The 13,687-nt window shown below is 71.0% G+C and carries 10 protein-coding genes (1 of these 10 running past the window's edge); 2 read left to right on the plus strand and 8 right to left on the minus strand.

Annotation, left to right across the window (positions count from 1 at the left end):
• On the minus strand, window positions 1–942 hold the 5' portion of the coding sequence (locus MMF93_RS13215; RefSeq protein ID WP_242751494.1) for a stage II sporulation protein M. Its footprint begins 66 nt before the window's first position; 942 of the gene's 1,008 nt are visible here — the first part of the coding sequence; it begins with the start codon at window positions 940–942; the stop codon falls past the left edge of the window.
• Window positions 943–1,037: 95 nt separating this feature from the next.
• Here MMF93_RS13215 and MMF93_RS13220 point away from each other — a divergent pair, with 95 nt between their 5' ends.
• On the plus strand, window positions 1,038–2,042 hold the full coding sequence (locus tag MMF93_RS13220) for an RDD family protein (RefSeq protein ID WP_242751495.1): 1,005 nt from the start codon (window positions 1,038–1,040) through the stop codon (window positions 2,040–2,042).
• Between the two features lie 231 nt (window positions 2,043–2,273).
• On the opposite strand, the gene MMF93_RS13225 is transcribed toward MMF93_RS13220, so the two are convergent.
• Together MMF93_RS13225 and ahcY are read right to left on the minus strand one after the other, a co-directional pair.
• Entirely contained in the window at window positions 2,274–2,900 is a 627-nt protein-coding gene (locus MMF93_RS13225) for a hypothetical protein (protein WP_242751496.1), read from the minus strand.
• A 283-nt stretch (window positions 2,901–3,183) separates the two neighbouring features.
• Window positions 3,184–4,644, minus strand: a complete 1,461-nt coding sequence (gene ahcY / locus MMF93_RS13230; protein ID WP_242751497.1) for an adenosylhomocysteinase — start codon at window positions 4,642–4,644, stop codon at window positions 3,184–3,186.
• Window positions 4,645–5,395: 751 nt separating this feature from the next.
• On the opposite strand from ahcY, the gene MMF93_RS13235 reads away from it, so the two are divergent.
• The gene (locus MMF93_RS13235) at window positions 5,396–7,774 is read left to right on the plus strand and encodes a fructose-specific PTS transporter subunit EIIC (RefSeq protein ID WP_274709458.1); all 2,379 of its coding nucleotides are present in this window, start codon (window positions 5,396–5,398) and stop codon (window positions 7,772–7,774) included.
• A 141-nt stretch (window positions 7,775–7,915) separates the two neighbouring features.
• Here MMF93_RS13235 and MMF93_RS13240 read toward each other — a convergent pair whose 3' ends face one another.
• From MMF93_RS13240 to MMF93_RS13260, 5 genes are all read right to left on the minus strand, one after another.
• Entirely contained in the window at window positions 7,916–8,884 is a 969-nt protein-coding gene (locus MMF93_RS13240) for a cation diffusion facilitator family transporter (RefSeq protein WP_242751498.1), read from the minus strand.
• Window positions 8,885–8,981: 97 nt separating this feature from the next.
• The gene (manA, locus tag MMF93_RS13245) at window positions 8,982–10,250 is read right to left on the minus strand and encodes a mannose-6-phosphate isomerase, class I (protein WP_242751499.1); all 1,269 of its coding nucleotides are present in this window, start codon (window positions 10,248–10,250) and stop codon (window positions 8,982–8,984) included.
• 75 nt (window positions 10,251–10,325) lie between these two features.
• Window positions 10,326–11,657, minus strand: coding sequence for an SIS domain-containing protein (locus MMF93_RS13250; protein WP_242751500.1), 1,332 nt, complete (start codon window positions 11,655–11,657; stop codon window positions 10,326–10,328).
• A 303-nt stretch (window positions 11,658–11,960) separates the two neighbouring features.
• Window positions 11,961–12,134, minus strand: coding sequence for a Trm112 family protein (locus MMF93_RS13255; RefSeq protein WP_114014170.1), 174 nt, complete (start codon window positions 12,132–12,134; stop codon window positions 11,961–11,963).
• A 103-nt stretch (window positions 12,135–12,237) separates the two neighbouring features.
• Window positions 12,238–13,623: a phosphomannomutase/phosphoglucomutase gene (locus MMF93_RS13260; RefSeq protein ID WP_242751501.1), complete on the minus strand. Its 1,386-nt coding sequence runs from the start codon at window positions 13,621–13,623 to the stop codon at window positions 12,238–12,240.
• Between the last annotated feature and the right edge of the window lie 64 nt (window positions 13,624–13,687).

The following is a 13,687-nucleotide window of genomic DNA, read 5'->3' on the forward strand; positions in this document are numbered from 1 at the left end:
CGCCGCTCGACGGCCCACCACGTACACGTAGCCGAGGAAGGCGAGTTCGGCGAGCACGCCGACCAGGACGCGCGCCCACGTGGGAAGGCCGGACGGAGTGACGAAGGCTTCGATCAGCCCCGAGACGAGGAGTACTGCGGCGAGGCCGATGGCCATGCCGAGGGCGGAACGGCCCTCCTGCGCCAGTGCGGTTCGCCGGCTTCGTGGGCCCGGATCGATCACCGTCCATCCGAGACGGAGGCCCGTGCCTGCGGCCACGAAGACGGCTGTCAGCTCCAGCAGGCCATGGGGGAGGAGAAGTCCGAGGAACGTGTCGAGACGGTCTGCGGAACCCATGAGTCCCAGTCCGACGCCGAGATTGACGACGTTCTGGAAGAGCACCCAGAGCACCGGAAGTCCGAGGAGGGCGCCGAAGACGAGACAGATGGCGGCGGCCTGAGCGTTGTTCGTCCAGACCTGCGCGGCGAAGGATGCCGCCGGATGGCTCGAGTAGTACGTCTCGTACTGGCCGCCCGGACGTGTCATCTCGCGTAGCTGGTCCGGGGCGCCGATGGTGGCGCGCACTTCCGGGTGGGTGCCGATCCACCAGGCGATGACGGCTGCGAGAACGGTGGACAGCAGGGCGGTCGGCACCCACCAGTTGCGGGACCTGTAGACGGCTGCGGGAAAACTCGCGGCGAAGAAGTGTGCGGCATCGCGCCAGCCGGCTGCGCGTGCTCCTGTGACCGCGCTCCTGGCCCGGGCCACCAGGTGGGTGAGCCGGTCGGTGACGGCGGGGTCCGGCGCACTCGACCGGATCTGCGAGAGGTGCGTGGCGGCACGTTGGTAGAGCGTGACGAGTTCATCCGTCTCCGGGCCGGTCAGGCGGCGGGGACGGCGCAGCAGCTCGTCCAGGCGTTCCCAGTCGGCACGGTGGGCCGAGACGAACACATCCAGGTCCATGAGGAGAGCTTGGCAGAGCGCCAGGCGGATCGTCGTACTGGGAGACTGTGCGGGACGGGTCACGCGGGGCGCGGAGGGAGCGAGGGTGGTGCGCGGTGAGTGAGCTGATCACGGGGGACGCGGTCGTGCTGGGATTGCGCTCTGCCCGGCTGCCGAGCAGAGCACTGGCCGTCTGTCTGGACCTGCTGTTGGCATGGGTCATCTATCTCGCGCTGACGCTGGCTTTGTCCGTGGCCACGGCGTCACTCGACGCGGCGGCTTTCGCGGCCGTACAGGTGGCGCTTTTCCTGCTGATCCTGGTCGGGGTGCCGATCGCCGTCGAGACGCTGACGCATGGCCGGTCCGTAGGGAAGCTCGCCGCCGGCCTACGGGTCGTGCGGGAAGACGGTGGGCCGATCCGCTTCCGGCACGCGCTGGTGCGTGGAGCGATCGGTGTGGTGGAGATTCAGTTGCTGTTCGGCCTCGTCGCCTGCACGGCCTCCCTTGTGTCCGTACGGGGGCGGCGTCTCGGCGACGTCTTCGCAGGAACGCTGGTGGTGCGCGAACGGGTGCCTGTACCAAAGGGTGAATCCGTGCCGCCTCCACCGGCGTGGCTCGCCGGGGAGTTCGCCGCGCTCGACCTGTCGCGCGTACCGGATCCGCTGTGGCTCTCTGTACGGCAGTACCTGATGCGGGCCGCCCAGCTGGATCCCGCTGTGAGCCGTTCGCTGTCCGAGCGGCTGGCGGACGACGTCACGGCTTGGACCGGTGCGCCGGCTCCGCGGGGCATGTCGGCCGCTGTCTATCTGGCGGGCGTGGTGGCCGAGCGCCGTCGTCGAGAGGGAGAACGCTTCTTCCCCGCGGCGTCCGGCGCGCGTGCGGCTGCTGAGGGAACGACAGCGTCGCGGCTCCCCGCTTCTTCGGACGGTCCGGTTGCTTCGGAGTCGCCCCAGGCGGACACCCCCGGCCATGTGCACGCCTCGAACCGCCTGGACGGTTCGGACAGTGCGTCGCGCGCGGACGGCTCGGACCATCGACGCGGCAGCTCGGACGCGCCCTCCACCGACCACGATGAGGGGCCGACGACGCGTCGGGGCACCGGGTTCGTCCCGCCCACATAGCCGGGGCCCCGGCGAGAGGCGCCTGCCACCTCAGCCAGAGGCCGCAGTGCGCGTGCGCGGACGCGTTCGCGCTTTCGATTCGTTGTTCCCGGTTCACGGTTCGCGGTGCCGCGAGGGTCTTCCCCTGAGGCGCCCCCGCGCCTGGGGCGGCCCCGCACGCGTCGGCCACAGTGACGCCGCGTACGTCCACTGCGATGGCACCGCATACGTGTACGACGGTGGCGCATACGTCTACGACGGTGGCGCCGCGAAGCTCGACGGCGGCGATTCGAGGTCCTCCAGCTCGATGCCGGGCGCCGCGAGCACCACGTCGCCGGCGAGGTGCACGGCGTGCTGCTCCCCTGTCTCCAGGTCGTTGACCTGGTAGTTCTCCACGATGAGGGGGGCGTTGTCAGTGGCGTGTGCTTCGCTGTTCTCCAGTGCCCAGGACTGGTCGAGAGTGCGAGGTGCGAGGACGGGGGGTGTGAACGCGACGAGACGTACGCGGGTGGCCCGGTCGCCGGGGGCCGGCCGCAGCAGCCGGGACGTCGCGATGAGGAATGCGGGGGAAGCCCCGGTGAAGGTGTGCGCGGCGGCGTTGCCCTCTTGGGCTCGCTCGCCGGCCGGGTCGGAGCGCACCCAGGTGACGCCGTCCAGTGCCGCTCCGCGGACCTGCCAGCCGGCCGCGTGCAGCTCGAGGCGGAGGGGACGGCCGAGTTCGTCGAGGGTGAGGTCGACAGAGCCCGCGTGCTCGCCGGTGGGGGTGGTGAGTTGCGAGACGTAGCGCCAGCCGGAGGGGCCGGTGGCGCAGTGGAAGTGTTCTTCGCCGAGAAAGGAGTGATCGTGCGGATCGTGGAGCGAATAGCGGCCGCGGGGCATGGGCGGTTTCCAGGGTCGGTGCGGTGACGGGGCAGTTCTTCGCCCGATGACGCGGAGGAAGGCCGACACCCGGACGCCTCCTCGCTCGCCCAGGGTAGGCGGCTTCGACTCGGCCCTTTCCCGCGGCCGCCCCTGACACCTCTCCGGCTCCGGAGCACTCAGGGGCGCCCTTCCCGATCAAAGGCCTGGAACCCGCTGCGCCCCGCCGCACCGAGGTGCAGCGGGGCGCTGGACGCCGGCACCGGTCTGGCCCGGGCACACCGTGCCAGGCCGGTGGGTCGGGTCAGTAGCGGTAGTGGTCCGGCTTGTACGGGCCCTCGACCGGGACGCCGATGTAGGCGGCCTGCTCCGGGCGGAGCGTGGTCAGCTTGACGCCGAGCGCGTCGAGGTGGAGCCGCGCGACCTTCTCATCGAGGTGCTTGGGCAGGACGTAGACGTCGGTCGGGTACGACTCGGGCTTGGTGAACAGCTCGATCTGGGCGATCGTCTGGTTCGCGAAGCTGTTGGACATCACGAAGGACGGGTGTCCCGTGGCGTTGCCCAGGTTCAGCAGCCGGCCCTCGGACAGGACGATGAGGGTCTTGCCGTCCGGCCAGGTCCAGGTGTGGACCTGCGGCTTGACCTCGTCCTTGACGATGCCGTCGATGGCGGCGAGGCCGGCCATGTCGATCTCGTTGTCGAAGTGGCCGATGTTGCCGACGATGGCCTGGTGCTTCATCTTGGCCATGTCCGAGGCCATGATGATGTCCTTGTTGCCCGTGGTGGTGACGAAGATGTCGGCGGTCTCGACCGCGTCGTCCAGGGTCACCACCTGGTAGCCGTCCATCGCCGCCTGCAGGGCGCAGATCGGGTCGACCTCGGTGATCAGGACCCGGGCGCCCTGGCCCCGCAGGGACTCGGCGCAGCCCTTGCCGACATCGCCGTAACCGCACACGAGAGCGACCTTGCCGCCGATGAGGACGTCGGTGGCGCGGTTGATGCCGTCGACGAGGGAGTGGCGGCAGCCGTACTTGTTGTCGAACTTCGACTTCGTGACGGAGTCGTTGACGTTGATCGCCGGAAAGAGCAGCGAGCCGGCCTGCTGCATCTCGTAGAGGCGGTGGACGCCGGTGGTGGTCTCCTCGGTGACGCCGCGGATCTCGGAGGCGAGCTGCGTCCACTTCTGCGCGTTCTCGGACAGGGTCCGGTTGAGCAGCTGCAGGATGACGCGGTGCTCGTCGTTCTCCGCGGTGTCGACGGAGGGGGCCGCGCCGGCCTTCTCGTACTCGACGCCCTTGTGCACGAGGAGGGTGGCGTCACCACCGTCGTCGAGGATCATGTTCGGGCCGCCGGTGGGCGTGTTCGGCCAGGTGAGGGCCTGCTCCGTGCACCACCAGTACTCCTCCAGGGTCTCGCCCTTCCAGGCGAAGACCGGGATGCCCTGCGGGTTGTCCGCGGTGCCCTCGGGGCCGACGGCGATCGCGGCGGCCGCGTGGTCCTGGGTGGAGAAGATGTTGCAGGAGGCCCAGCGGACCTCCGCGCCGAGGGCGACGAGGGTTTCGATGAGCACGGCCGTCTGTACGGTCATGTGCAGGGAGCCGGTGACGCGGGCGCCGGCGAGCGGCTTGTCCGCCGCGTACTCCCTGCGGATCGCCATCAGGCCGGGCATCTCATGCTCGGCCAGCGTGATCTCCTTGCGGCCGAAAGCGGCCAGCGAGAGGTCCGCGACCTTGAAGTCCTGGCCGGTCGTGGAGGTCGTCGTCATGTGCGAGCTGCTCCTCGATGTCGAGATATGGGGCTGACTGGTCCGTGCTGCGGCGCGGGACGGCGGCGGCGCCGACCGCGCGGTGCGCGCTGTCGTCACCGGACACACTCGTCCCCTGCTCGCAGCTCAGTCCGTCGGAGGCCCTCTCTCCCTCGGTGGCCCGTCGTGCGGGCTCTCCCGACCGCCATCAGCAGCGACGTCTGACCCTACGAATTTACACCGCCTGTCCAGGGGACCGGATCGGCGCCGTCGACAGCAAGTACGGCTCGGGGTCGGTTTTCGGCCGCTTGCGTTCTTGTCGGTCCGGCTGGTTCTGTGCACTCTGCGGTCTCTGCGACCGCGGGAGCGACCGCGTCGGCCGTCGAGCACCGTCCGGGCTCTGTTCGGCCTCCGTCCGGACTCCGTTCGGGCACAGGCAACCTGGGAGCGCTCGCGCTACGGCACGTCCGGCGTACGCGCGTACGCGTCCGCGGCTCGACCGGGCCGCCGCGTGCGACTGCGGCTGCGACCGCGGCACGGCTGTCGGCGCGTGGCCCCGAGGCGCCTCGTGGTTCAGCGTGACGTCTCGTGAGTGCGGCGGGACACGGTCGGGCGTGGGGCTCGGTCCGGGCGCCAGGGGCCTGCGACCGGCTGCGGGAGTGAGCGGCTCGGCCGGGTCGCGCGAGCTGGGAGCGTCCGGTCGCGGCCGCGGCCGCGACTGGCGACGGCGCAAGAAACACCCTCCACATACCGGCTGATCTAGGAGTTTCACGTGACCGGTCCTGTCGATCCACGCGACGGAGCGTCGCCGCCGTCCGAGTCGGGGCGGAAACTGCTGGCTGTGACCGCGTGTCCCACCGGAATCGCGCACACGTACATGGCGGCGGAAAAAATGACCAAAGCGGCCGAAGCCCGTGGGATCGCCATGAAGGTGGAAACACAGGGCTCCATCGGGGCTGAGAACGTACTCTCTGACAACGATGTCAGCTCCGCTGACGGCATCATCATCGCCGCTGACAAGGACGTGGACCTCAGTCGGTTCGCCGGCAAGCGGGTGCTGCTCGCCGGGGTGGCGGACGGTGTCAGCGATCCGGACGGCCTCATCGACCGCGTACGCCAGGCCCCTGTGCACCACGACGGGATACCCGTCGCCGCCACCACTGGGGAGGGCGGCGCCCAGGAGGGCGAGGGTGGCGGCCCAGCCGGCCGGGACGGCAGCGGGCGCGGGCGCGGTGGCACGGGTCCGGGTCCGGATTCGGGTGCCGGTGGCGGTCGTGGGGGTCCTCACGGCTCCGGGTCCGCAGGTGCGGCACCGGGGCCTGCCGGAGCGAAGGGCCGGGAGCGCAGCGTCGGCTACAAGGCGCTGATGAACGGCGTGTCGTACATGATTCCGTTCGTCGTCGTCGGCGGGCTGCTGATCGCCGTCTCGCTCGCTCTCGGCGGCCACCCGCAGGCCGACGGCGGGCTGGTGATTCCGGACGGCAGCTTCTGGAAGCACCTCAACGACGTCGGCACCATCGGGTTCACGCTGATGGTGCCGATCCTCTCCGGCTACATCGCCTACGCGATCGCGGATCGTCCTGCGCTGGTGCCCGGGATGATCGGAGGCTGGATCGCCAACACGGGTGAGCTGTACGACTCCGAGTCGGGCGCGGGCTTCATCGGGGCGATCGTGACCGGGTTCCTCGCCGGCTACCTGGTGCGCTGGATCAAACTGGTGCCGGTCTCGCGCTTCGTCCGGCCGATCATGCCGATCATCGTGATCCCAGTCGTGTCGACGTCGGCGCTCGGACTGTTCTTCGTCTACGTCATCGGTAAGCCGATCTCGTGGGTCTTCGAGAGCCTCACCGACTTTCTCGGCAGCATGACCGGCACCAGCGCGGCACTGCTGGGCGTCGTGCTCGGATTGATGATCACGTTCGACATGGGCGGCCCCGTCAACAAGACGGCGTTCCTCTTCGGCACCGGCCTGGTCTCCAAGAGCCCCGAAGTGATGGGCATGTGTGCGGTGGCCATCCCGGTGCCGCCGCTGGGCCAGGGTCTGGCAACACTAATGCGGCGCAAGCTGTACTCGGATCAGGAGCGGGAGACGGGCCTGGCCGCCCTGTTCATGGGCTTCTTCGGCATCACCGAGGGCGCCATTCCGTTCGCGGCCGCGCGGCCCGCCCGGGTCATTCCGGCCAACATGCTCGGTGGCGCCGTGGCGGGCGGTGTCGCCGGTCTGGCGTCGGTCGGTGACAACGTGCCGCACGGCGGGCCCATCGTGGCCGTGCTCGGCGCGGTCGACGGCATCGCGATGTTCTTCCTGGCCATCGTCGTCGGTACGGCCGTGACGACGGCCACGACGGTCGGTCTGGCAACGCTCGGCGCCCGCCGCGAGGGGCGGAGCGCCAAGGTCGAGCGCTCCGCCCCGGCGGAGCGCGCCGCGGCCGCCAATGGGTCGGAGCCCGCGGACCGTAGGGAGCCCACCGACCGTTCGGGGCCCGCGGACCGTACGGAGCCCGCCGATGCGGAATCGCCCGATGCGGAGCTGCCCTACGCGGACTCCCCGGAAGAGAACGCGTCCACCGACGAAAGCGTGCCCTCCGACGAGAGCGCGCCCGCGGCGCTAGGCAGCGTCGGGGCCCAGGCCTCCGGTGCGCGGCAGCAAGGGACTTCGGGGCTGCCTGGGCCCGACGGGCGCGGTTCGCAGCCGCGGGTGCTCTCCGGTTATCTGACCGAGTCGACCGTCGCGGAGCAGTTGGCCGCCGGGGACAAGGAGGACGGTATCCGGGAGATGGCGGCGCTGTTGGGCCGCAGCGGCAAGGTCGTCGACGGTGAGGCACTCGTGCGGGCTGCGTTGGCCCGGGAGGAGCAGGGCACGACGGGGCTGGGTGAGGAGATCGCCATTCCGCATGCCAAGACGGATGCGGTATCCGCGCCGGTCGTCGGGTTCGCGCGGTCGGCTGAGGGGGTCGAATGGGGTTCGCTCGACGGGTCGAAGGCACGGCTCGTTTTCATGATCGCCGTGCCGGAGGAGGCGGCCGGCGACGAACACCTGCGGATCCTCGCGTTGCTGTCCCGCACGTTGATGGATCCGGCCTTCCGGGAGCGGCTGTTGGCGGCGCCCGACAAGGAGACCACCTTGCGGACACTCGCCGAGATCGGGTGATCCCGAGCCAAGAGCGCACGAGCCCCCCGAGCCCCTGAGTACATGAGCCCGTGTGCCCCCGTGAGAGGCGACGAGGCCCGCTCCGCGTGCGCGGAGCGGGCCTCGTCGCGTCCGGCCCTCGGCGCGGCTCCGGGAGGAGCCTCAGGCGCCCGGGCTCCCGGCGTCGGACGGTTCGGTGGCCGCGGTCGGCTCCGTACCCGTGGCGCGGTAGATGTCCGGCTCCAGGTAGATGACGCGGGCGATGGGTACGGCCTCGCGGATGCGCTGTTCGGCCGCGTCGATGGCGTGGGCGATCTCGACGGCCGTGTCGTCGTGCTGCACGGCGACCTTGGCGGCGACCAGGAGCTCTTCGGGGCCGAGATGCAGGGTGCGCATGTGGATGACGCGGGTGACGGTGTCTCCGTCGACGACGGCCGCGCGGATCTTCTCCCGTTCGGCGGGGTCGGCGGACTCGCCCAGCAGCAGCGATTTGGTCTCCACTGCCAGTACCAGCGCGATGACGACGAGGAGCGCGCCGATGCACATGGTGCCGACGCCGTCCCACACGCCGTTGCCGGTCAGCAGCGCGAGGCCGACGCCGCCGAGGGCGAGGACGAGGCCGATGAGGGCGCCGAAGTCCTCCAGCAGGACGACGGGCAGTTCGGGTGCCTTGGCGCGGCGTACGAACTGGCTCCAGCTGAGCTTCCCTCGGAGCTGGTTGGACTCCTTGATGGCGGTGCGGAAGGAGAACGATTCCGCGATGATGGCGAAGAGCAGGACGCCCACCGGCCAGTACCAGTGCTCGACTTCGTGGGGGTGCGCGATCTTTTCGTAGCCCTCGTAGAGCGCGAAAACGCCACCGACGGTGAACAGGACGATGGAGACCAGGAAGCCGTAGATGTACCGCTCGCGGCCGTAGCCGAAGGGGTGCTCCTCGCTGGCCTCCTTCTTGGCCTTCTTGCCGCCGAGCAAGAGGAGCGCCTGGTTGCCCGAATCGGCGACCGAGTGGACGCCCTCCGCGAGCATCGAGGCCGAGCCGCTGAAGGCCGCCGCCACGAACTTGGCGACGGCGATGGCCAGGTTGGCGCCCAGCGCGGCGACGATCGCCTTCGTTCCGCCTGATGCACTCACGTCTTCCGGGTCCTTCCTGCTGCGGATGCGGCCGTCCGCACGGACGACTCCTCCTGCGGTGCGGCCGCTCATGTAGGCGGCCACCGAGGCGCGTCTGTCAGACGGCCACCGTGGCGCGGAAGAGCGTACCGTCACCCGAGATCCGTACCTCCTCCCCGGCGGGCACGTAGGCGGAACGTCCCGGAGTGAGGGTCAGTTCGGCTTCGCCGTGGGGTCCGTCGGCCCCGCCCTTTGGCGCGCCGCCGCCGGAGGCCGCGCTCTCGCCGGAGCCCGTACTCTCGTCTGAGCACGCGCCCTCGGTGCCATGCAGCACGGCCGTCCCCTCCGTGCACAGCAGGATCTGTGCGGCGGGGGCGTGCAGCGCGTGCGGGACGGCTCCTGGTACGAGGGCGAAGCGGGAGAGCCTGAACTCGCCCGCGGGGGTCTCGTAGACCTCTTCGCCCGTGTTCTCGTCCGCCTCGGGACGCAGCACGCCGGGGTCCGTCGGTTCGAAGCGGACGATGCGCAGCAACTCGTCCACGTCCACGTGCTTGGGCGTCAGGCCGCAGCGCAGCACGTTGTCGGAGTTGGCCATGATCTCGACGCCGAGTCCGCTGAGGTAGGCGTGCGGGACACCCGCTCCGAGGAAGAGCGCCTCCCCCGGGCGCAGGACCACGTGGTTGAGGAGCATGGCGGCGAGGACGCCCGGGTCGCCCGGGTAGTGCCGGGCGATGTCCGCGTAGACGGCGTGCTCGGCGCTTCCTGCCGCCGCCTCGGCGGCCGCGGCGACCGTGGCGGCCATCTCGTCCTTGTCGGCCGTCAGCAGGGCGGTGAGGACCTCGCGCAGCGCGTCGGTCTCCGGGTGGGCGCGCAGGATGTCGGCGTACGGCTTGAGGCCGTCGACGCCGAGGCTCTCCAGCAGCGCCGCCGCCTGATGCGGGTGGCGGAAGCCGCACAGCCCTTCGAAAGGGGTGAGTGCGCAGATCAGCTCGGGTTTGTGGTGGGCGTCCTTGTAGTTGCGGTGCGGCGCGTCCAGGGGCACTCCGCGCTGCTCCTCGTCGGCGTGGCCCGCCGCCGCCTGGGCGCTGTCGGGGTGCACCTGGAGGGAGAGAGGGGCGTCCGCCGCGAGGAGCTTGAGCAGGAACGGCAGCCGGGGACCGTACGTCTCCACTGTCCGCGCACCCAGTTCGCGCTCCGGTTGTGCCGCGATCACCTCGGACAGCGGCTGCGGACCCGCTCCCCGCACGACGCGGGAGGGCGCGCCCGGGTGTGCGCCCATCCACAGCTCGGCCTGGGGCTCCCCGGTGGGAGCCTCACCGAACAGTGCGGGCAGGGCGGTGGTGGAGCCCCAGGCGTACGGCCTGACGGTGTTCTCCAGACGATCCATGAGGTGTGCGTTCCTACTCGTGCAGTGGCTGGAAGGGCGTACCGCCGCACCGGCACGGCGTGGTGCCGGGCCGGTTCATGCCCAAGGGGAGTCGGTGTCGGCGAGCGCGAGGTAAACGGCGCAGAAATCGGCGGTGGCGATCAGTTCGGCCGCCGCCTGGAGGGAGCTGCTGCCCTCGGCCGGCTCCAGCTCGCTGAGCGGTGTGTCGTGCGCGTAGACCAGGTCGCGCGCCGCGACCGTGGCCGAGTCGGCGCCCGGGGGCGCCTCCCGCAGCAGTACGACGCGTGGGCGCAGGATTTCGGGCTCCTCCACACGGTCGCGGAAGAAGTCGTCCTCTCCCGCACCTGAGGCGTACGGGCCCGCCAGCAGTGCCCCGTGCACGGTCATGGCCTCGGGCAGTTCTGCGGGGAGCGCCGGCCTGCCCGGCAGCGCCGTGAAGGCCGCCGTCCAGTGGCGGGCCGCGGCGCCCGCGATACCGCCCTCGCTCCACATCAGCGGGAGGGCACCGGCCAGTTCGACGGCCAGCGTCTTGCCCGGATTGCTGTACGGAGGGATAGCGGGGCCGCAGCGCTCGGCGACCTCGTCGAGCCGGTCGGCCAGCGCACCGAGTGCGGAGGGGCCGCTCTCGGTCAGTCCGAGCCGGTCGGTGAGCAGCAGCAGCGGTGCGAGGAGTGCCCAGAAGGTTCCGGGTGCGCCGACGGGCCGTCCCGCGTCGCCCACAGGGGTGCCGTTTCCGCGCCGGGCGGCGCTTCCACCCGCCGCCGCGGTGGCGCTCTCGCCGTCTGCTCCCACTGCGGCGCTCTCGCCGTCTGCCTGTTCCGCCTCGCCTGCGGTGGAGACGTCACGGAACCGGTCGTCCGTGTCCTCGGTAACGGGGCCTCCGGGCATGTCGGGGGAGGCGTAGATCTCGTACGGGCCGGGCGCCAGCGGCACGGCGAACCCGCGCCTCTCGCCCAGTGCGTCGGTCAGCGGGGCGCCCTCCGGCGTGACGGCGACGACGGCACAGCCGCGTCGGTAGGCCTGTTCGAGCAGCGCCGTCAGGCCGGGTTCCGTCCCATCAGGCGTGACGAGCAGCAGAAGGTCCACAGGGCCCGCCCACCCGGGCAGCGACCAGCGCAGCGCTCCGGCGGCCGTGTGCGCGCCGGAGGGGCGCAACAGTGTGACGGGTACGGCGCCTCCTGTGAGGGCGCCGAGCAGGTCGGCGACGCACGCGGTGGCAGGCCCGGGGCCGGCGACCAGGAGCGCGCGGGGACGGCCCTCCGGGCGGAGCTTCTCCAGGCCCGCCTCGGTGGCGTGCCGCACCCCCGTACGGACGCGTGCCCCGGCTTCCGCCACCCCGCGCAGCAGGCCGCGGACGTCGGCGCGGGCCAGCGCCTCGGGTGCGTCGAGGAGCGTCTCGTCGAGCATCTTCCGTAGCCTCCGATCGGCTTCCGGTTGCTTTCCGGTGGTTCCTTGGGCGCGGCCTGGGGGATCGGTGGGACGGCCGGTGGTACCTCAGCCCGGCCGGTGGCTTCCTCGTGGCGGCCGGTGCCGTCCTTTGGTGACCCCGGGCGCGATGCTGCCGCCACGGTTCTGTGACCCGAGGGACGTCCGGAAGGGCGCCGGAGAAGCCGTCCGAAGAGACACCCCGACGAGGCTCCGGCAGAGCGTCCGGGGAGAGCCGTCCGACGGGGCTCCCGGCGGGCACCGTCCGACAGCGACGCCTGCCGGTCAGGCGGGGCGGCGGGCCTCGTCCACCAGGAGGACCGGAATCCCGTCACGCACCGGATACACCAGGCCGCACTCCGCACCCTGGGTGCACTGCAGCTCGTCGCCCTCCTCGCGCAGCGGCGCGTGACACGCCGGACAGGCGAGGATCTCCAGGAGTCCGGCTTCGAGCGGCATGTGTTCCTCCAGGTGCGGGGCGCGACGGCGGTGTGCCGACTGTGTTGTGCTGACTGTGCCGTCAGGGTACCGCCGCGGACGGGGGACGGGGCCAGGGGCGCCGTCAGGCCTGGGCGTCCCGTTCGGTCTCCGCCCGCACGATGGCCAGCACCTCGTCCCTGATGCGCTCGACCGTCTCCGTGTCGCAGGCCTCCACGTTCAGACGGAGCAGCGGTTCGGTGTTGGAAGGGCGGAGGTTGAACCACCAGTTGACGCCCGTGACGGACAGCCCGTCCAGCTCGTCGATGGTGACGCCCTCGCTGCCCGCGAAGACGGCCTTTACCGCGTTGGTGCGGTTGAACTGGTCCTCGACGGTGCTGTTGATCTCCCCGGAGGAGGGGTAGCGGTCGTAGTGGGCGACCAGCTGGGAGAGCGTTCCCTCCTGCCCGCCGAGTGCGGCCAGGACGTGCAGGGCCGCGAGCATGCCGGTGTCGGCGTTCCAGAAGTCGCGGAAGTAGTAGTGGGCCGAGTGCTCGCCACCGAAGATCGCACCGGTGCGAGCCATCTCCGCCTTGATGAACGAGTGGCCGACGCGGGTGCGCACGGGCGCGCCGCCGCTCTCCCTGACGACCTCGGGGACCGCCCGGGAGGTGATCAGGTTGTGGATCACTGTGGCGCCCGGAGCCTTGGCCAGCTCGCGGGAGGCCACCAGCGCGGTGATCGCGGACGGCGGTACGGGCTCGCCCCGCTCGTCCACGACGAAGCAGCGGTCGGCGTCGCCGTCGAAGGCCAGGCCGATGTCGGCCCCGGTCTGGAGCACCCGGTGCCGCAGATCGACGATGTTCTTCGGATCGAGCGGGTTGGCCTCGTGGTTGGGGAAGGTGCCGTCCAGCTGGAAGTACATCGCGTCCAGTTCGACCGGCAGTTCGGCCAGCACGGTGGGCACGGTGTGGCCTCCCATGCCGTTGCCGGCGTCGACGACGACCTTCAGGGGACGGATGCCCGACAGGTCGACCAGGGACCGCAGGTAGGCCGCGTAGTCCTCCAGCATGTCCCGCTGACCGATGGCGCCTTGGGGAGTGTCGCCCGTCGGTGCACCGCCCGCGTCGAGCCACCGCTCGACCAGGGAGCGGATCTGTGCCAGCCCCGTGTCCTCGCCGACAGGCGCGGCGCCGCGGCGGCACATCTTGATGCCGTTGTACTGGGCCGGGTTGTGGCTGGCGGTGAACATGGCGCCGGCCATGTCCAGTTGGCCGCTGGCGAAGTACAGCTGGTCGGTGGAGCACAGGCCGATCTCGGTGACGTCGGCGCCCTGGGACGCCGCGCCTTGTGCGAACGCACGCGCGAGGCCCGGGGAGGAGGGCCGCATATCGTGCCCGACGACGATGGCGGGGGCCTCGGTGACGCGGACGAAGGCGGCGCCGAACAGTTCGGCGGTCTCCTCGTCCCACTGGTCCGGCACCACACCGCGCACGTCGTACGCCTTCACGATCTGAGACAGATCAGCCACGGCCAGCCCTTTCTGGGTTGTCGGTCGGCAACGGGCACAAATCTACCCGTGGGTGTGACAGGTG

This window comes from Streptomyces tubbatahanensis (assembly GCF_022699385.1).
Classification (GTDB): Bacteria; Actinomycetota; Actinomycetes; order Streptomycetales; family Streptomycetaceae; genus Streptomyces; species Streptomyces diacarni.